Raw genomic sequence first — 18,917 nt, 5'->3', positions numbered from 1 at the left:
TCCCCAAGGGGCTGCGCGGCTTCTCCACCCGCCTGGCGCACTGCTCGGGCGGCCCCCGTCCGCGGCCCTCCTCGGCCCCTCCGCTCCAGCCCTCTCCCTCAACATGCCCTCTATCCCGCCTATACGCCCTTGTGGGTGACTCATCGTGAGAGCCTGTTTTTTCATTCTCCAGGGGAAGCATTGAAGGGCACCCCGAGGACACCGGAGAAGGGCCGGAAACGAATCAGGAGCACCTAACACTGCTGCGTCACTCTCCTCGGAAGCCCGATAGGAGCGTTCCGAGGGAACATGCCCTGATTCTGACGCAGTAGAGCTAAACGGTCATTCCACAGGCGAAGCAGTGGATGACGCCCTGCCAGTCCTCACGAACATTGAGAAGTGCCGTTGGGTGACATGGAGGCGTCACCAACCGCGTAGCATCTGCATGGACGGGCAGAGTCGGCATTGGAGCATGACTACCCTCCTTGAACTTAAAGGTTCCACGACTGCGCCGCGCCATATCCTTGAATCCTTTGCGGAGTGGGTCCAAGAACTGCGTCTCGAGAACCTTTCTGCCCACCTCCTCTTGGAATCGTATCTGTGCATCTGTCCACCACGAGCTAGCCGCCGCAGAGTGCGCGCAATACGGGCACACGTAAGTGTCCTGACTCGGGGAGCCTTCGTTATGGACCCTGAACTGCCGCAGGCAATCAGGAGCAGGACACTCCCGACTGAGGAATCCCTCGGAGTCAAGTAGATTCTCAATCGGAATGTTGATGGGAATGCGGATTTGCCCACTGGGCATGTCGTACACCTCGGGGTGATGGTCGCTGCCACAAGCGACGGTACCAACCCTAACGGTGGGGTCTGACATCGCGTACTTCAATGGTCGAACCATCAAGCGGTCCAGGGAACCAGCCCCCCCACACGAAGGACCCCCAAGGCCCCGAAAGAGGCCCAGCGGGTCACCTGGAGGCCCTGGAGGGCTGCCCAGGGGCCGGGCGCGGTAGACTCGTAGTCGCTCCTACGGGCCTTACACGAGAAAAGGCACTCCCCTAGAGGGGAAGTTAGAACAAGGCTCCGCAGAACATGAAGAAGGCCCGAAAAAACCCAAAGAAGTCCACGCTTGCTGCTCACACGGCAAAACCAGCCCCGTCCGCTCCGCCACCAGCCCTGTCCGCTCCAAGTGCCGGAGCAAAAGAGACCCCCCCTTTATGGGCCCAATGGCTAGGGGTAGTCGGCGGACTCGTGGGCATCGTGGGCGGGTTGGCGGGTGCTTGGTCCGGTGTGGTCAGCGCCCGCGCTTCGGAACGCTCAGCAGCCATAGCGGAAGATGCCCTTCGTCGTCAGGAGCAGGACTCAGCATTGGCGAGCGCCGCACTCCAAGCCGGCGAGTCGGTCAACTTGAGTCTGAAGCTCAGTGAGACTGGCAGCGTCCAGGTGACCAATCTCTCGAAGATGGGCGTCGAGCAGGTGGAGATTGTGTTCGAGGAGATAACGTACTCCCATGCTTGCAATGCAGTGCTGGGCGCGGGCTCTTCCGGGGGGTACCGATGGCCCTGGCAAAAAATTGCGTTCCTTGGCCCCCAAGACCAAGCGAGATTCCAACTTCCGGGGCCTTACGGGAACACTGATGGTGGACTCGCAGCGATAAAACGCAGACTTACTTCGAGTGACTATGGTTGTGGTGCCCATGGACGGGACGAGCGCGCAGTGACTCTCGACGGACTCTTCCGCCTCATCGAGAAGAACACAGCCAAAGGGAACTTCATCCCCGCCTGCTCTGAAGAGAATCCCTGCTCCGAGGTCATCTACGTTGAGGCTCGTGCGATGCACCCCAAACTGTTCAAATGGGCGGGGCCATTCGACCAGCTAGCGGTCAAATCAGCAGATGGAACCATCCGCGAAAGTGACGTCTTCGGAAGCTTGACTGGAGAGAAGAACGAAGACGGCACCTGGAAAGACACCTGGAGCTTTCACCGCGAGGAGGAGCGGCGCATGTTCACGAAGGTCGCGCAGTGGCTCCGACGGGGTAGTTTGATGCGTGGGGACAGGCACGACGGGCCAGAGCGAGCATTCGGCGGTGTAGGTGTGTACCGTGCGATTGGGGAAGAAGATCCTGCCCTCAATCCATAACCAAAGGGCAAGAGGCGGCAGAGTCCCCCAGCAGCACCCCCACGGCATCCCGCTCCGCTTCCGCGTGCTCCACTCGGGCAGCTAGCTAGGTGGCGCATCCGGTCCCCTCAGTCTCCCCTTCTGTGCTCCCCACTAGACCCAGGAGACACCACAGTCCATGGGACGCACGGGAAGGCCCCTGGGAGCCCCCGGGAGACCCGAGCCCGAACCCCCGAGGCCCCGAAAGAGGCCCAACGGGGCACCTGGAGGCCCTATTACTACTGTGTCATAAAGTTCGTTCTCCCTCGGGAAAACGGCGTGCAGGCAGAGCCGATGGAGCAGGGCGTTCCCGAGGGGAAGCCAGACGTTTATGACACAGTAGTAATAGAGGGATCGCTGGGGCGTCGTCAGAAGACCCAGTAGACGGCGGGAATGGCGGGCACAGAAGATGAGCAGCCGGACCAACGAAGGGCAGATCACGGAGGTATCACGAGTGCGGACCTGGACCTGTGATGAATGCGGCGAGCCGATCAACGGAGAGAGCGCAGGCTACCTGGAATGGCGTAGCTATTTCCCGCGAAGGGAGGCAGGTCCCCATGGGTACGGTTTACGGATTGTGCATCACGCCACCGAGAGTCCGAGAGCCCCCCGTGGTGACTGCAACTACCCCAGGACGCCTGGAATCACGCCCAAGGACAACGCCTTGAACGAGTACCTTGGCTCGAATGGGTTGATGCGTCTCTTGGCGATGATTTACGACGAGGAACTGCCCACGAAAGAAGTCCTCGAAGTGCTCAAGCGCCTCCACATTCCCGGCTACGAGGAGGCACGCCACCACTTTGAGGACGCCATTGCCGCTGGAGTGTACGAACCGAACACTGCGCCCGGGTTTCCGCATCAGAAACAGATCGAGGCAATTCTCCGCTTTGTTCGGGAGCAGTCTCGCGAGTAGAGTCGGCGTTCATCGGCGCAAGTCGCGTTTTCGGTCAGAAGCCCTCACCGCTTCCCGCTCGGCTTCCCCGTCGTCTTAGGCCCCAGGGAGCCCCCAGGAGCCCCGGAAGAGCCGACCCGCTACCCCGAGGACCCCCGAGGCCCCGAAAAGGCCCAGCGGGGCGCCTGGAGGCCATGTAGGGCATCGCTGGGCTCGGCGGGGGCAGCCCAGCAGGACACCGGGACGAATGATTCGCCTGTTATGCGGGCTGCTTGATGGCGTCCTGCTTGTTAGGAAGTGCCGACATGAGGCGAGTCCTGCGAGCAGGAAGCACGTAGAGCGTTTCGAGCATCTCCTCGATGAGTTCGATGGCGACTGCGGCTTGTTCCGACCCACAGATGAAATTGTGGTCGTGCGCCACTTCGTTTCCGAGGAGTCGAATGGTATCCGCCAGTTGCATGGGGCCTTCAAGAGCGGGGTACTTCTGCTGCAATTCTCTGAGCCGCGCCTTCAAGCCTTGTTCGAGCTTGATACCGTGCGCGCTGCACCTCTCGGCTGACATCAACTCGACTACCAAGCGGACGCCCATTCCGACGAGCATCCAGGCTTGAACCTCAATCCCTGCGTATACCTGCCGCATTACCTCAACGACGTTCTTAGGGACGACCTGCTCATACTCGGGAGAGGGGAACGTAGGCCGCGCCTGAGGCATCACCGAGTTGGGGACTGAATTGCCCAAGTTCTTGGTCTGAATCACCACCGGGCCCGAACAGTGATCGCACCGGAAAAGCACGACCACTGTCGGGACCACCCCTGGCTCGCTCACACTGCGCGTATAGACCCCCTGCTGGTCGAAGGTCGTCACGAGAAGGCAATGGGGGCACTTACCAGCCAGTTGCACATTCCTGTTCCCGAGGTAGCGGAGTTTCATGCGCACAATATACGCAGGTGCCCCGCCCCCCTGACACTCCGCCACCTAGCTACTCCCGCTCCACTCCTAGAATCAGAGCGGCCCCGGTAAGGAGAACCCCCACAGCATCCCGCTCAGCTTCCGCGTGTTCCACCCGTGCAGCTAGGTAGCGCATCCGGACCCCCTCAGTCCCATCAAGTCCCCGCTGGGCTTCCCGTAGTGCCACCTCTGCCCGCTGGAGCCTTGCCGCTAGTTCTGCCTGCTCCCGCCCATAGACCCACCTCCCAAAATTTGGACTCAGATTTTCCGGGGTCACACGAGCCCTGTCGGAGCCGAGAATTCCCCCGTGCCCCGGGGTCTCCCTGAGCACGAATCGGCCCCCACTCCATCCACGGGGAGGCCCCTGAGAGGCTCCAGGAACGACGGAACGCAAGGGACGGACGGACGGGGCCCCCCCAGCAGGGAGACCGAAAGAGAGCCCAGCGGGGCAGCCAGAGGCCCTGGAGGGGCATCCGGAGGGCCGGTCAGGGATGGGCTGTGCTGAGGTGAGTTCCTCATGGGAGGGCGGCCAGGGCCGGCGTGTTCCCCAAGGGGCTGCGCGGCTTCTCCACCCGCCTGGCTCACTGCTCGGGCGGCCCCCGTCCGCGGCCCTCCTCGGCCCCTCCGCTCCAGCCCTCACCCTCCACATGCCCTCTATCCCGCCTATACGCCTCAACATGCCCTCTATCCCGCCTATACGCCACGGGAGCGCCTGGAGGACCTCGGTAAGCTCCTCCTGCGGCTCCTCGTGGGCGGCCTCATGCTGTTCCACGGGATAGACAAGCTGCTGCACGGACCCGGAGACGTGGCGCACGATCTGGCGGAGCACGGTCTCCCCACGCTCATGGCCTACGGCGTCTACGTGGGGGAGGTGGTGGCGCCGGTGTTCATCCTCGTGGGGGCGTGGACCCGCCTGTGGGCGCTCGTCTACGGCTTCAACGTCCTGTTCGCGGTGCTCCTGGTGCACGCGCACGACTTCGGACGGCTGGCGCCCACGGGCGGCTGGGCGGCGGAGCTGTACGTCTTCTACGTGGTGGGGGCCTTCGTGGTCGCCCTGCTCGGCTCGGGGCGCTGCGCGCTCCGCCGGGGCGTGGGGCGCTGGGACTGACGACGCAGCCCCTGCTGTTCGAGCGCGCGCCGGAAGGTCGCGGGGCTCTCGCCCTGCCAGCGTTTGAACGCGCGACTGAACGCCGGGAGGCTCTCGTAGCCGACGAGGTTCGCGACCGCCTCGATCTTCTCGTCGCCGTCGCGCAGCAGCTCGGCGGCGCGCGTGACGCGCCAGCGCGCGAGGTATTGCAGCGGCGGCTCGCCGACGAGCTCCGTGAATCGCGCCGCGAAGCCCGAGCGCGACATGTTCACGCGCTTGGCGAGTGACACGACCGTCCACGGCTCTTTGAGCTGCGCGTGCATCAGGTTCAGCGCCTCGTAGATGCGAGGGTCGGTGAGCGCGGGAATGCCGGGGGCCTTGCACTGGCCGGAAGCTCCGACCGACCGAAGCGCGAGGACGAACAGCACGTCGGCGAGGCGTTGGAGCACGACGCTGGTCGCGGGCCTCGGCGCAGCGCTCTCCGCGAGGACGAGCTGCAACGTGGCGGAGATCCACGGTCCCGACACGGTGTCTGTCGACGACAGCACGACGAGCGACGGCATTTTCTGGAGGATGGGCGGCTCCCGTCCGTTTCGGATTTCGAAGAAACCCGCAACGACGGTCGTCGCCGCACCGTGCCCACCGATGCGGCGCGGGACGAGGCACGACGTGAGCGGGCCGTCGCAGGCGGTCGTGACCGCCGAGCCCTCGGCGTCACGAATCACGTGCGGCGTGCCATGCGGAACGAACGCAACCTCGCCCGGCGAGAGTATGTGGACGCGCTCTCCTTCGACCTCGAGGCGCGCGCTGCCGCGAGCGACGAGGTAGAAGCTCGCGCGCGGCTGCTGCGGGATGCGAAGGCCCCACGGCGCGTGTGCTTCGAGCGACCTGTAGAGCGCATGGCGGAGGAGCGACGCGCCGAGCACATCCGCGATGACGTCGCCGCGCGGGTCTTGGAGCTCCATCGGCGCTGGCGTTTCGGCTAACTTCTTTGGCTTCCGAGACATGGACAGTCCATAGCGTGCCTCTTATCCAAGAGCCATGACAACGAAACTCAAGTACTGGATTCCCACCGGCCTCTTGGCCGCGATGATCTTCATCTCGGGCGTGGCCAACGTTACCCACCAGCCGCGCCCGATGCAGGCCGCACTGCACCTCGGCTATCCCCCGTACATCGCGACCGAGCTGGGCATCTGGAAGCTGCTCGCCGCCGTGACGTTCGTCTTCGGCTCGCGCTGGCCGCGCCTGAAGGAATGGGCGTTCGCGGGCGTGTTCTTCGACTTGAGCGGTGCCCTCGTCGCGCACACCGCCTCGGGGGACGGTCTCGCCGACAGCGCTCCGGCGGGCGTGCTCCTGCTGCTCACCGGCATTGCCTACGTCGCGCACCGCCGCTTCACGCCGGAGCCTCACACGACGACGGTTCACACGCCGGTCGGAGTTGTCACTCACGATTGAGCGAAAGACGTGCGCCGTCGCGGGTTTGGGCCCCCCTTGGAGCGCGGGTGTAGCGCCCAAGGTCTCAACCCTCCTCTCGGTTGTTACACCCCGCGCTACACCCTGGCGGAGCCGAGAGGCCCCTGCCCACGGGCGAGCCCTCCCGGTGCGCTGGCCCTGAGCATGCATTCCCTGAGTGCGAGTCGCCGTCGCCGCCCGGCCTCACGCCGCGGTGGGGCCGTTCCTCCACTCAGGGTCCTCCATGTCTCACAGAGAAACTCCGTCCTCCGCGGGGCAACCCGCGCAGCGGCAGCTCCGAATCCTCGGCGCCGTGGCCCTGGGCCTCGCCGCTGGCGCCGCCTGCCTCGTCTCCTACGCCGTCCACGGTAGCCTCCCGTACAACCCGCTCGAGCTGCCCGGCGAGAAGAAGCTCCTGACGCGGACCTGGGCCCCCGAGGGGTGGAAGTTCTTCACCCGCAACGCGCAGGAAGAGCGCCCGGTGCTCTTCACGCGGCGCAACGGCGCCTGGGAGCGGGCCGAGCAGGGCCCCGCCTCACGTCCCCGCTACCTGTTCGGGCTCAACCGCGAAGGCCGCGCGCAAGGGCTCGAGTTCGGCCTCCTCCTCGAGCAGCTCCCCGCCAGCGCCTGGAGGGAGTGCTCCGAGTCGCCCGTCTCCTGCCTCTCGGCTCCCGGGCAGCCGCTCCACGTCACCAACCGCTCTCCCGAGCCCAGCCTGTGCGGCACCGTCGGCATCGCCCTGCAGAAGCCCATCCCCTGGGCCTGGCTCGACGTGCCCCGCCCCGTGGTCATGCCCTCACACGTCGTCCTCCTGGAGGTCCAATGCTGACACGCCTCGGCCGCCTCGCGGAGCGCTGGGCCAGCGCAGCGGATCCCTGGACCAACGTCTATGGACTGGCCCGCACCGTGCTCGCCCTGGCCACCGCCGGGACGCTCGCCTTCAACAAGACGACGACGCTCTTCCACCCCGCCGCCGGCATGGCGGGCCTCCCCCCGGTCTGCACCAGCGCCACCTCCTCGCTGGGGCTGTTCTGCCTCGTGCCGGGCTCGCTCGAGCTGCAGCGCTGGCTCTCCGTGGCGCTCCTGCTCGTCGTCGCCTCCGGCTACCGCCCGCGCTTCACCGGGCTGGTGCACTGGTGGGTCTCGTTCAGCCTCGCCAACAACGCCGTCCTCGTGGACGGGGGAGATCAGATCGCGATGATCCTGAGCTTCCTGCTCATCCCCGTCACCCTCACCGACGGGCGCGCGTGGCACTGGCAGGCGCCGCTCGAGCGCCCCCTCGAGCTCGGCGAGAAGCTGCGCCGCCTGGTGGCCCGGAGCTGCTTCGGGCTCATCATGCTCCAGGTCGCCGGCATCTACTTCCACGCCGCCGTCGGCAAGTTCGCCGTGGACGAGTGGACCAACGGGACGGCCCTTTACTACTGGCTCCTCCACCCCTCGTTCGGCGCCTCTCCCTGGCTCGCCTCGCTGCTACAGCCCCTGCTGGCGCACGGGCCCACCGTCACCCTGCTCACCTGGTCCGTGCTCATCCTCGAGTACGCGCTGAGCGCTGGCATCTTCATGACTCCAGGCCGCCGCTCGCTCCTGCTGCCCTTCGGGCTCGCCCTGCACGCCGGCATCATCCTCATCCACGGGCTGGTGAGCTTCGGCACCATCATGATGGCCGCGCTCCTGCTCTTCCTGCACCCCTCGAGCAGCCCCTTGCGCTGGCTGCGGCGCCCCCGTGGCCGCGGACTCGAGCGCGAAGCACCCGCGCCCGCCGCGCTGGCGCCGGTCCCCAGCGTCCCCTGACCGGCGCCCCCGCGCCTCCCTCTGGCCCCATTCCGGGGTCAGCACCCGCAGCACGTGCAGCCCATGAGGACCCGCATGAAACGACTCCCTCGCCACATCGCCCCTCCCCTCTCCTTCATCCTGACGATCCAGAAGCGGGAGTGGAGGAGGCGAGCGTGGCGCCTGAAGCGGTGGCGAGACAGGAAGCGAGGAAGGAGCGGCCAGCGCGAGTGGACTAGGCAGGGCTGCTACGAAGGACCTTCGCGTTCGACGTCTTCGCCTGCGTGAGGTGTGGAGCCCAGCGCCGGGGGCTGGCGTACCTGATGGCCCTGCCTCAATGGTCCTCCAAAAATTCGAGGCCCCTAACCCCTGGGGCCATCTCGAAGATGGAGGGGGCCCACTTGAAATTGGACCCGTGAGAAGGGAACCCCTGTCCCCCAGGGGCGGGGGTCTTGCTCGGATTCGGATAACCCTACCGATTGGCGAGGTGGCCGGGGGCGTTCGAAACCGCGGGAGGGCTGACAGAACGAAATCGGGAGCATCTCCCTACGAGCCGCAGCATCACGCGCAGTTCCTTGCGCAGGTAGGTCCCCGTCACGTGTCGATGTTGCCCATCGCGGTCCCCTTCCTGTTGCGGTAGACGCACACCATGGACGAGAAGCTGCGACACGCGCTGGGAGACGCGGCCCGAGCTGCTCGCCTGCGGCTGGGCCTTACGCAGGCGGAGGTGGCCAAGAAGGTGCGCCTGAAGTCCGGCGTCTACGGCCGGGTCGAGCGGGGCGCGATGGTGCCCAGCGTCCCCACGCTGCGGCGCATCTGCGAGACCCTAGGTATCTCCTCGGATGCGCTCCTGTCCCTGGGTACTCAGGCCCACGAGGCAACGGCGCCGACCCCTCCGCCCGGGGCCGGTGAGCACCCGGAGCTCAGCCGCATCATCCACATCTTGCAGGGGTGGCCGCCGGAGAGGTTGGCGCTCTTGCGCAAGCTGCTGGAGACGGCCGATATCCACCTCTCCGACGAGCGCTAACGGGCCTCGGGCGGCACGAGGCTACGCGCCATGTAGCCGACAGCGGTGAGCTGCTTGTCGTCCAACTGGCGCAGAGTGCGCAGCAGACGGCGCATCTGCGGCGATTCCTCCGGGGTGGGCTCGGACTCCTTCAACCAGGCCGTCGCCTCGTCCGTTTGCAGTCCCAGGGCGGCACTGGCATCCACCCGCAGCACCATGCAGAGCTTGCGCAGGGTGAGAACGCTGGGCGTCAGGTTGCCCTGCTCCATCCGCCCGTACACCTCGGTGACCACTCCCACGCGCTCGGCCACGTCCGCCTGGGTCAGCTCGGCCTTGAGCCGGGCCTCTCGCAGCATTTCTCCCAGGTGCACGGTCAGCTTCTTCTTCGTCAGGTGCGCGCTGCTCTTCATGGTCACTCGCTCCGCCCCATCTCTTCCTCCTCGGCCGTGGCTTCTTCCTCGGGAGTGAGCAGGATGCCCTTCTCGATGGGGAAGGCGCCTGTCTCCTGGGGAGCTGGCTTGTCGCGGTCGAGGGCTCGCAGTTCCTCCGCTGCCCTGGAGCGTCCGAACCGCTTGCCCTGGCCGCTCAGCCATGCGCACAGCTCGTCCCTCATCTCACCGCCACTCTGATAGCGCTCGTCCGGGTTGCCGCGCAGGGCCTTGTGGAGAATCCGATTGAGCGGCTCGGGCACCTTCCGAGCCACGCGCTCCACCTCCTCCGGGCCGAAGCTCAGGATGCGGTCGGCCAGTTCCCCCACGCTCGTCCAGGTGGGACGCTCGGCGCGCACGCGGGCGTTGTACCGGACTGCTTCCGGGGACTCAGGGAAAGGCAGCCTCTCGTCCGGTGAGTCCAGCGGGTACTGACCCGACAGCATTTCGAGCAGCACCATGCCCAGCGAGTAGAGATCCGCCCGCCCATCCGGCTCCTGGTGGCGCACCACCTCGGGCGCGGCATAGTCCAGCTCCGCGCGCAGCACCTTGGAGGGAGTGTCCAGCCGTCCGACCATCCGCGAGTACGCCACCCCGAAGTCGGTGAGCTTCACCCGGCCGCCGGACTCCAACCGGATGCTCATGGGGCTCACGGCCCGGTGGACAACGTGCAGCGGTCGGCCCTCCTCGTCCCGGCTGTTCCAGGCGTAGTGGAGCGCGTCGGCCACCTCGGCGGCGATGTAGACGGCATGGGCCGGTGCGAGCGTCCTGCCCAGCAGCAGCGCCGTCTCCATGGCCGTCGCCAGGAAGAGGCCCGGGGAGTGCTCCATCACCACGTAGGGCTCGCCCTGGTGCTCCGCCAGCTCGTACACCTGGGCGATACCGGGGTGCTGCAACCGGGTAGCAAGCCGAACCTCCTCTACGGCCCGCTGGCGGCGCTCCTCCTCGGGCGGCATCTGCACCCGCTTGAGGATGACGAGGCACGGAACGCTCTCCCCGAGCAAGGAGGTGCGCCGAGCGATGGCCATGGGGTCATGTGCGTCCGCCAGCGGGGCGACGAAGGTGTAGCGGTACTCGGGCCCCTCGAAGAGAAGACCGTCAGGACCCGAGGGGCGGATGGGGAAGCTGTCGCTGCTTGATGGATCTTTCACGAGGATGCCTCCTGAACCTTTCAGGTGCTCAGAGTTGAAACTGAGTTCCTTTCAGGTAGCACGAGAGTCGAAAGAAAGCACCGGCCAACCAGGCAGGTCAGCGCCCAGACTCAACCTGCTGGAGCGGGGGAGCTTCTAAGGGAACGTCACGCCGTCGAGGGCGATGCCCTCAGCTCCGTCTTGTCCGCCCCACAGCTTGAGCGTGAAGGTGCCTCGGGCCTCGCGTTCCGTCGCGTTCAGCTCGACCACGATGCGCAGCGACTCTCCCGGCGGGATGGGCTCCAGGGGCCACACCGTCAGCTCCGTCAGTTCCTCGCGCTTGGCGCCCACCAGGGCTGCCCCCGTGGGCGTCCAGGTCACCGTTCCCCGGTTACGCAACTCCATCTCCACGGCCACCCGTCCCCGCCCTTTGGGCCCAACGGTCCGGTAGCTGATGACCTTCCATGCGACGAGCGAGCCTCCTGGGCGTGAGGTGACGGCCTTGAGCACCCGGGCGATGACCCCCTTTTCGTCCATCCACTTGTTGGCGATGAGAGCCGTGAGCCCACCCTGGCCGCTGCACTCAGCCAGGAGACGTGCCTTCTCTTCCCGGCATTGCTGGGCCTCGGCTCGCGCCTGCTGCTCGCCCTGCCGGAGGGAGGCCAGCGTGCGCTCATGGCGCGACACCTCCACCTGCCGCTCCGCCTGGGACGGGTGGACCACCAGCACGAAGGTGGCACTCGTCGGGGCCGCGCCATCCTGGAAGTAGACCGTCACCGGCACGCGCTCCCCGTCGTGCAGCGCCTCCGAGGCCACGAGCGTCAGCATGTCGTCCACCAGCGTCACCCGGCGGAACCGCTCCCGCCCCTCCACTTCCACGCGCGCCAGCTTCGCATCGAAGAACAGGTTGATGGACAGCTCCGGCCGGATGCACACCTCCGGCGGCTTGCTGGGGGTGTCCGCCGTCAGCTCGATGTAGCGCGTGCCCGCCTCGCAGGTGGGGAGCGGCGCCCGCTCGGTGGTGTCGGCGGGCGAGGCGAGCAGGGCCACCCCGAGCAGGGCGGTGGAGGACAAGGTGAACACTGAGCAGGAACCTCCACGAAGAGACCGGAGACGTGGGCTCTAACACACCTTCCTCCCCAGTCATGCGAGCCGCCTGGGCTTTCAGCCCACCAAGCCCCCGGATGGCACTACTCGAACCGCTCCACCGTCTCCACCTCCACGCGGGGGAAGACCTTGATGGCTCCACCGTCAGGCTCGATCTCGACACCGCGATGTCCATTCTGGTCCCACAGCTCCATGCAGACGGTGAACGTGTCTCCGGTGGGCGTGACGGCCTGGGTGATGCGGGCGTAGACGAGCTTCTCCCCGATGCAGAGCTGCCCGGAGAGGCGGGTGCCGTCCGGCAGCACGACTCGCCCACCCCGGCCCATGGCATCAGCTCCCGCCTTCCAGGCGCCCGCCAGTTCCAGTGAGACGGGGCCCTCCTTCACGGGGACGGGCTCTGAACTGCCTTGCTTCTCACCGGGCATACCGGCGCCGTGCCTCTCTCCGATTTCGAGGCCGAGCTGACGCGTCATGGTCTCGACGGCACCGGCCGGGCACGCCTGAGGGGCGGGCTCCTTGCGGACCTGGGCACCGGGACAGGCCATGTTGGCAGCAGCGGCCACGGCGATCAGCATGTTGGCCCCTGTGGAGCCGTTGCCCTTCTTCTCCGCCTGTGAGCCGGGGGCCTTCTTCTTCATGCGAGTCGTTCCCGAGCTGAGCGTCATGGTGGTGACGGGCGCAGGGGTGTCCGCCTTCGAGGGCGCTGCGCCTGTGTCAGCTTCGGGCGGCTTCCATGGGGGCGCCACTTCATGGACGTGCGTGGCCCATGGCGTCGGGCCATCGGGTGAGAATTCCGCAGGTACGGGAGACGTCAACACCGGCTGGCCTGGAGCAGGGGGCGGCGTTGGGGCGGGAGGCGTCGGCCGGAGCTGGCCGAGGACGAGCACCACGCCCAGCACGAGGCCCAACACGGTTATCACCACGAGGAGCGGGACGGCGCGTCTCCCTCGGGTACGAAGGGTGGGGGCGGTTGACGCGGTGGGCGGCTCGGGTGGGGCGGGGGGCTCGGCGGGAAGTGCGAGAGCAGCAGGAGGAGGGGACGGCTTGCCCCGTTTCGGCTTCTGCCTGATCCACCTGCGCAGCCATGCCTGGCTGTCGTGGCCCACCAACTCCGGCGCGTCCTCGGTGGTGCGTCCGTCCACCGTCCAGCCGTAGCACAACGGCATCTCCCAGCAGCGGGGGTCCGCCTTCGCCTCTTCCAGCAGCTTCTCCAGCGCCTCGCACAGGGCCTCGGCGTCCGGCACGCGGGCGTGCGCTCTGGCCAGCAGGCGTAGGCACAGATTGCTCAGCGCCGGGGGCACACGGGAGTTGCGCACATGCGGAGGCTTGGGCTTGCCCGCGCGAATCTCCGCCATCAGCTCGTCGTCCGGGCCGTTGAAGGGGTACACGTCCGTGGCGAGCACGTAGAGGATGACGCCCAGGGCGTACAGCTCGTCCTTCACCACGTAGTCGTAGCGCTCTCCCGGCTTGCGTTCCTCGCGCAGGAAGAAGGACACGGCTTCGGGGCTGCGGTAGCGGAGGTTGGCCGGGGCTAGCGAGCCACGGGTGACGCGAGGCACGCCGGGCATGGTGCCCGCGCCGAAGTCCACCAGCACTGGCGCTCCGTCCGACTCACGCACCAGTACGTTGTCGCCCTTCAAGTCGCGGTGCTTCACCTCCTGGGCGTGAACCTCTTTCAACGCCCGCGCGAGCGGCAGCAGTTTCTCCACCAACTCAAGGGCGCACGGATTCTTGTCCCGGGCCCACTGGTAGAGCATCACTCCCGGCACGTACTCCATGACGAGCACCAGGTATTCGGGCTTCTCCTCCGGCCACTTGAAGTGGCTCAGCAACTTCACCACGTTGGGGAACTCGTGGCGGAGCATGATGAACAGCTCCCGCCAGCCCCACTCCCCGACGCTCTCCAGGTGGATGAACTTGAGCGCGTACGGGTTGCCGTCACGCCATGCGAGGTACACCTTGCCGAAGCCCCCGGCCCCCAGCTTCTTCTCGATGCGGTAGCCGCCTACCACCATGTCCGGCCGCACCACGTCCTCCAGCGTGGGCTTCATGGTGCATCTCCAGTGGCACCAGCCAGTAACGGTGGGAGTTCGGTCATGCGCTCAACCTTTGGGGTGGGGAAGCTATCAGAACCAGGGGCCTCCCGTGCTCGGGGACGGACCTGGTGGAATCGGCAACGTGCCCGGCTGGTCGGAGTGCCAGTGCGCACCAGCAACTCGACGACGAGCGGCAGCGTAAGCCGCAGGACGAGGGGCATGGGTACCCTCCGTCTGCACACCCAGAGAGAGCATGCCGGCAATGCCTTTCATGCTGGAATGCTCAGACTCGCCGCGCACGAGCTTTCCAGGCTCTCACTCATACGCTCGTAGCGCATTGGTGAGCGCATCCACGTGCTGGGCTCCGTCCACCTCCACCATCGCGAGCCACGCGGGGATGCGCCACAGCTCGCGCCGCTCGGCGAAGCCCGGGTCCACCGGGGCGAGCTCCCGGTAGCCGTGGAAGAATTCCTCCGGCACCGGCGCGAAGAAGTCGATGTAGGCCAACTCCAACTCGGGGTGGCCGTAGTAGACGGCGGGGTCGAGCAGCACCGGCCCCGCTGGCGTGCTCAGGAAGTTGTTCTGGTGGGCATCGCCGTGCAGCAGAGCCGGCACAACGGGTGGGCCGCAAAGCTCGGGGAGCCGGTCGCCCAATCGCTCGACACGCGCCGCCACGTCTGGCGGCAGGTGACCCGAAGCGATCGCGGCTCGCAGGCGCGGCACCAGCCGGCGCTCACGGAAGAAATCGACCCACCCCTCGAGCGGCGTGTTGTCCTGAAACAGGCTGCCCCAGTAGGCGTGCGTTTCGAACCCGAACCGCTCCCCCTTCACACCGTGGAGCCGCGCCAGGGCTCGCCCCATTTGCCGCCAGTGCTCGGGGGTCCGCTCCACGACATCCACCGCCTCCAACACCAGCAGCGCCTCATCGCCGACCTGCACGATGCCGAGGCCTGTCGGGGTGAGCACACCGGCGCGCTCAGTCAACGTGCGCAGTCCGGAGAGCTCCCGGTTGAACTGCTCCCGTGCGAGCTCACCTACCCCCAGCTTCACGAAGATGGAGAACGTGTCGTCGGACAGAATCGCGGCGGGGTGCGAGGCCGCATCGCTCCGGTCCTGCACACCGAGCACCCGCCACGCCCTGCCGAGAAAGGCCGACACGTGTCGCTCCAAGGGAATCCGCAGCGAATCCCGTAGCAGGCGTTCCGAACCGTGCCCTGGCATCCGTGCTCCTCCCCCGGAAAAACAAAAGGCCCCAGGTTCCGGAGAACCTGGAGCCCTGAAGAGTGGAGGCGGCGGGAATCGAACCCGCGTCCGAAAGCCTTCCGTCCTTTGACCCTACGTGCGTAGTCCGCGGTTTGTTACGTCCCGCAGGCTCCCACGGACGGGATCCTACGAGCCGGTCCTGGATGATCTCACCACCGGGAGTCCAGGCACCCCCGACGGCCAGCCCGCATTATGACGGTCCTACCCCACCCCACGGGCCGAGAGCAGGGGGACCGCGCACTAGGAACTGTTGTTAGGCAGCCAGCGCGAGCTCAACGTTGTCGTTGGCTTTTGTGTCTTTGTTGGGCGTTTTTACGAGCGACCAACATGCTCGGCACGCGTCTCGAACTTCCATGCCCCCGTCGAAACCAGGTCGCCCCCTTCGGGCACTGCCACTTCGTTCACTGCTTCTACTTCGCTCACGTCCTCGTTACCGCCTCCAGGTTAACCGCTGACGCCGCCCGGTCAATCCTTCTGACGTCCCGAACTGTTGTCCTCCACCTCCTCGCCCCTCATCGCCCGCCCCCTCGTGGGAATAGCAGGTAGGCTGCGCGGTTCTCGGGCCCCCACCTCGTGGGTGGTCCAGCGACCTGAGGACACGCATGCAACGACGTCTCCTTCCCCTCCTGCTCCTCCTGCTGGGAGCAGCCCTCCCGGCGGCGGCCGCCGAGCAGGCCCCCTCCCCCTTCTTCCCCTACCCCATGAAGGTCGACCGTCTGCCCAACGGGCTCACGGTCGTCCGCGTGCCCTTCAACTCGCCCGGTCTCATCGCCTACCAGACGGTGGTGCGCGTGGGCTCGCGCAACGAGGTGGAGCCGGGCAAGACGGGCTTCGCCCACTTCTTCGAGCACATGATGTTCAAGGGCACGAAGAACTTCCCCGAGGGCGAGCGCGAGAAGGTCATCAGCACCTACGGCTATGACGACAACGCCTTCACCTCCGATGACGTCACCGTCTACCACTCCTACGGCCCCACCGCCGGCCTGGAGAAGCTGGTGGAGATCGAGGCCGACCGCTTCCGCAACCTCGAGTACTCGGAGCCCTCCTTCCAGACCGAGGCGCTCGCCGTGCTCGGCGAGTACCACAAGAACGCCGCCCAGCCCTACCTGAAGATCGAGGAGGAGCTCGCCCGCACCGCCTTCACGAAGCACACCTATGGGCACACCACGCTCGGCTACTACGACGACATCAAGGCCATGCCCCAGGCCTACGCGTACAGCCGCACCTTCTTCGAGCGCTGGTACACCCCGGACAACGTCATTCTCGTCATCGTCGGCGACTTCAATGACGACGCGCTGATGCAGGCCGTGCGCAAGTCCTACGGCCCGTGGGACCGCAAGAGCGCCACCGTCACCGTGCCCACCGAGCCGCCCCAGACGAAGGAGCGCTCCGTCCACATCGACTGGCCCCAGAGCACCCAGCCCCGCCTCATCTACGCCTGGCACACCCCGGCCGCGCGGCTCGACACCTCCAGCGCCGCCATCCAGACCGTGCTCGCCGACTACCTCGCCGGTCCCACCAGTCCCCTCTACAAGGAGCTCGTGCTCGACAAGCAGCTCGCCCAGGAGATCGGCGGCGATGCCACCATCCACCGCGACCCGCACCTCTTCAGCCTCGTCGCCGTCCTCCAGGAGGAGCGCTACGAAGGGGCCGTCCGCTCCGCCTTCAATGCCGCCGTGAAGGAGCTCGCCACCGGCAAGGTGGACGCCGCCCGCGTCGAGGCCATCAAGAGCAACACCCGCTACGGCCTCCTCATGGGCATGGAGACCGCCAAGTCCGTGGCCACCCAGCTCTCCTGGTACGCCGGCATCTACGGCACCCCGGACGCGCTCGCCCGCCACTACCAGAAGGTCTCCGAGGTGAAGCCCGCCGACCTCGTCACCTTCGCCCGCAAGTATCTCACCGCCGCCAACCGCACCGTGCTCACCCTCACGCCCAAGACGGCCGGAGGTCAGAAGTGATGCGCTCCCTCGTGTCCCGCGCCCTCGCCCTCTCCGCCGCGCTGTGCCTCGGCGGCTGCGCCACCCCCTCCCAGACCGCGCCCGCTCCCGCCCCCGAGGCCCCCAAGCCCCAGGCCGAGCCGCAGGCCCAGGCCCCCGTCCAGCCCCAGGCGCCCACCACCGTGCCCGCGGTGCCGCTCCAGCAGCCCGCGCCCATGCAGGTCATCGTCCAGGCCAACCCCGCCAACCCCATCGTCAGCTTCCGGCTCGTCTTCCACTCGGGCTCGGTGGATGACCCCAAGGGCAAGGAGGGCCTCACCTCCCTCACCGCCGACATCCTGTCCGAGGGAGGCACGCAGAGCCTCACCTCCGCCCAGCTCCTCGAGGCCCTCTTCCCCATGGCCGCCGAGCTCAGCGCCTCCGCCGACAAGGAGTTCACCGTCTTCTCCGGCCGCGTCCACAAGGACTTCCTGCCGCGCTTCCTCGACATCTTCACCGATGTGCTGCTCAAGCCCCGTCTGTCGCCGCAGGAGTTCGAGCGGCTGCGCACCCGCGCCCTCAGCGACGTGCGCAACGGGCTGCGCAGCGAGAACGACGAGCTGCTCGGCAAGGTGGCGCTCGATGCGCTCCTCTTCGAGGGTCACCCCTATGCGCACTTCGTAGGCGGCACCGAGAAGGGGCTCGAGTCCATCACCCTGGAGGACGTGAAGGCCCACGCCGCCCGCGTCTTCACCCAGGACCGGCTCGTCATCGGTCTGGCCGGCCCCGTGGATGACGCGCTCCAGAAGACCGTCGTCTCGCGGCTGTCCGCGCTCCCGGCCACCGGCGCCCCTCGCGTGGAGCTGCCGCCCGTGCCCGCCACCGGCGGACGCGCCATCGTGGTGCAGAAGCCCGCGCTCTCCACCGCCGTCTCCATGGGCTACGTCACGTCCCTGCGCCGCGGAGACCCGGACTTCTTCCCCGTGGCCCTCGCGCTCTCGTACCTCGGCGAGCACCGCCAGTCCTCCGGCGTCCTCTTCAACGAGCTGCGCGAGAAGCGCGGCCTCAACTACGGCGACTACTCCTACGCCGAGCACTTCATCGAGCAGCCCGGTACCACCTACAACCGCACCAACGTGGCGCGCACCCAGCAGGACATCACCCTCTGGATCCGCCCCGTGGTGCCCGGCAACGCGATGTTCGCCACCCGAGGCACCCTCCACTTCCTGGACCGGCTGGTGCAGCAGGGGATTCCTCAGGACAAGTTCGAGCTCAGCCGCGGCTTCCTCCTGGGCTACACCCGCCTGTGGGAGCAGACGGATCAGCGTCGGCTCGGGTACGCCATCGACTCGCTCTTCTACGGCACGCCCGGCTTCCTGGAGCAGTACCGCGCCGCGCTCGCGAAGATGACTCCCGAGTCCGTGCACGCCGCCGTCCGCCGGCAGCTGCGCCCCGAGGCCCTCAACTTCGCCTTCGTCGCCCAGGACGCCCAGGAGCTCGCCAAGCTGCTCGAGGAGCAGCCGCCCTCGCCCATCTCCTACGCCTCGCCCAAACAACCCGCGCTCCTCGACGAGGACAAGGCCATCATCTCCCGGCCCCTGCCCATCCGGCCCGACGCCATCCAGGTCGTGCCCGCGCAGTCCTTCATGGAGAAGTAGCGCACGGCTGTAGCGAGCAGGCACTCTCGCGGGGGTTTTCTTCCGCCCCCCGGGAGTGGGTGGTATGGACCGGACAGTCAAGGCCCG

The 18,917-nt window shown here is 67.0% G+C and carries 16 protein-coding genes and 1 other RNA gene; 9 read left to right on the top strand and 8 right to left on the bottom strand.

The window, feature by feature from the left end; translation table 11 throughout:
* Positions 1–1,227: 1,227 nt before the first annotated feature.
* Together DAT35_RS42830 and DAT35_RS42825 are read left to right on the top strand one after the other, a co-directional pair.
* Positions 1,228–2,115 carry a hypothetical protein gene (locus DAT35_RS42830; protein ID WP_146210111.1) on the top strand — a complete coding sequence of 296 codons (888 nt, stop codon included), beginning with the start codon at positions 1,228–1,230 and terminating at the stop codon, positions 2,113–2,115.
* Positions 2,116–2,797: 682 nt separating this feature from the next.
* Positions 2,798–3,046, top strand: coding sequence for a hypothetical protein (locus tag DAT35_RS42825; protein WP_146210110.1), 249 nt, complete (start codon positions 2,798–2,800; stop codon positions 3,044–3,046).
* A 238-nt stretch (positions 3,047–3,284) separates the two neighbouring features.
* Here the strand turns inward: DAT35_RS42825 and DAT35_RS42820 are convergent, their stop codons facing one another.
* Positions 3,285–3,956 carry a DUF4145 domain-containing protein gene (locus DAT35_RS42820; RefSeq protein ID WP_108075087.1) on the bottom strand — a complete coding sequence of 224 codons (672 nt, stop codon included), beginning with the start codon at positions 3,954–3,956 and terminating at the stop codon, positions 3,285–3,287.
* A gap of 535 nt (positions 3,957–4,491) precedes the next feature.
* On the opposite strand from DAT35_RS42820, the gene DAT35_RS61975 reads away from it, so the two are divergent.
* On the top strand, positions 4,492–5,082 hold the full coding sequence (locus DAT35_RS61975; protein ID WP_255415246.1) for a DoxX family protein: 591 nt from the start codon (positions 4,492–4,494) through the stop codon (positions 5,080–5,082).
* On the opposite strand, the gene DAT35_RS42805 is transcribed toward DAT35_RS61975, so the two are convergent.
* Positions 5,001–6,026, bottom strand: coding sequence for an AraC family transcriptional regulator (locus tag DAT35_RS42805; protein WP_233262037.1), 1,026 nt, complete (start codon positions 6,024–6,026; stop codon positions 5,001–5,003). The two genes, DAT35_RS61975 and DAT35_RS42805, sit on opposite strands and share 82 nt — an antisense overlap.
* A 76-nt stretch (positions 6,027–6,102) precedes the next feature.
* Here DAT35_RS42805 and DAT35_RS42800 point away from each other — a divergent pair, with 76 nt between their 5' ends.
* From DAT35_RS42800 to DAT35_RS42780, 4 genes are all read left to right on the top strand, one after another.
* Positions 6,103–6,516, top strand: a complete 414-nt coding sequence (locus tag DAT35_RS42800) for a DoxX family protein (RefSeq protein WP_108075084.1) — start codon at positions 6,103–6,105, stop codon at positions 6,514–6,516.
* Between the two features lie 241 nt (positions 6,517–6,757).
* Positions 6,758–7,342, top strand: a complete 585-nt coding sequence (locus tag DAT35_RS42795) for an SdpA family antimicrobial peptide system protein (protein WP_108075083.1) — start codon at positions 6,758–6,760, stop codon at positions 7,340–7,342.
* A complete protein-coding gene (locus DAT35_RS42790) occupies positions 7,336–8,304 on the top strand; it encodes a sporulation-delaying protein SdpB family protein (protein WP_108075082.1) in 969 nt (322 codons plus the stop codon). Before DAT35_RS42795 ends, DAT35_RS42790 begins: the two co-directional genes overlap by 7 nt.
* Positions 8,305–8,932: 628 nt before the next feature.
* Entirely contained in the window at positions 8,933–9,310 is a 378-nt protein-coding gene (locus DAT35_RS42780) for a helix-turn-helix transcriptional regulator (protein WP_108075081.1), read from the top strand.
* Here the strand turns inward: DAT35_RS42780 and DAT35_RS42775 are convergent.
* The 6 genes from DAT35_RS42775 to ssrA all read right to left on the bottom strand — a co-directional run bounded on the left by DAT35_RS42775 (position 9,307) and on the right by ssrA (position 15,634).
* Positions 9,307–9,699 (bottom strand): helix-turn-helix domain-containing protein, encoded by a 393-nt coding sequence (locus tag DAT35_RS42775; RefSeq protein ID WP_108075080.1) that lies wholly within the window; start codon positions 9,697–9,699, stop codon positions 9,307–9,309. The two genes, DAT35_RS42780 and DAT35_RS42775, sit on opposite strands and share 4 nt — an antisense overlap.
* 2 nt (positions 9,700–9,701) lie before the next feature.
* Positions 9,702–10,868, bottom strand: a complete 1,167-nt coding sequence (locus DAT35_RS42770; RefSeq protein ID WP_108075079.1) for a serine/threonine-protein kinase — start codon at positions 10,866–10,868, stop codon at positions 9,702–9,704.
* Between the two features lie 135 nt (positions 10,869–11,003).
* The gene (locus DAT35_RS42765) at positions 11,004–11,930 is read right to left on the bottom strand and encodes a DUF2381 family protein (RefSeq protein WP_108075078.1); all 927 of its coding nucleotides are present in this window, start codon (positions 11,928–11,930) and stop codon (positions 11,004–11,006) included.
* A gap of 107 nt (positions 11,931–12,037) precedes the next feature.
* Positions 12,038–14,005 carry a serine/threonine-protein kinase gene (locus tag DAT35_RS42760; RefSeq protein ID WP_108075077.1) on the bottom strand — a complete coding sequence of 656 codons (1,968 nt, stop codon included), beginning with the start codon at positions 14,003–14,005 and terminating at the stop codon, positions 12,038–12,040.
* A gap of 300 nt (positions 14,006–14,305) precedes the next feature.
* On the bottom strand, positions 14,306–15,148 hold the full coding sequence (locus DAT35_RS42755; RefSeq protein ID WP_158502118.1) for a fructosamine kinase family protein: 843 nt from the start codon (positions 15,146–15,148) through the stop codon (positions 14,306–14,308).
* A 123-nt stretch (positions 15,149–15,271) separates the two neighbouring features.
* Positions 15,272–15,634, bottom strand: a transfer-messenger RNA (tmRNA) gene (ssrA, locus tag DAT35_RS42750).
* A gap of 221 nt (positions 15,635–15,855) precedes the next feature.
* Here ssrA and DAT35_RS42745 point away from each other — a divergent pair.
* Both DAT35_RS42745 and DAT35_RS42740 read left to right on the top strand, forming a co-directional pair.
* Entirely contained in the window at positions 15,856–17,214 is a 1,359-nt protein-coding gene (locus tag DAT35_RS42745) for a pitrilysin family protein (RefSeq protein WP_108075075.1), read from the top strand.
* Positions 17,214–18,830 (top strand): pitrilysin family protein, encoded by a 1,617-nt coding sequence (locus DAT35_RS42740; RefSeq protein WP_108075074.1) that lies wholly within the window; start codon positions 17,214–17,216, stop codon positions 18,828–18,830. The genes DAT35_RS42745 and DAT35_RS42740 overlap by 1 nt, the downstream gene beginning before the upstream one ends.
* Positions 18,831–18,917 lie beyond the last annotated feature (87 nt).

Origin of the sequence: Vitiosangium sp. GDMCC 1.1324 (assembly GCF_003044305.1) — a bacterium.
In the GTDB taxonomy this organism is placed as follows: Bacteria; Myxococcota; Myxococcia; order Myxococcales; family Myxococcaceae; genus Archangium.
This window is presented reverse-complemented; position numbering and strand designations above follow the sequence as displayed.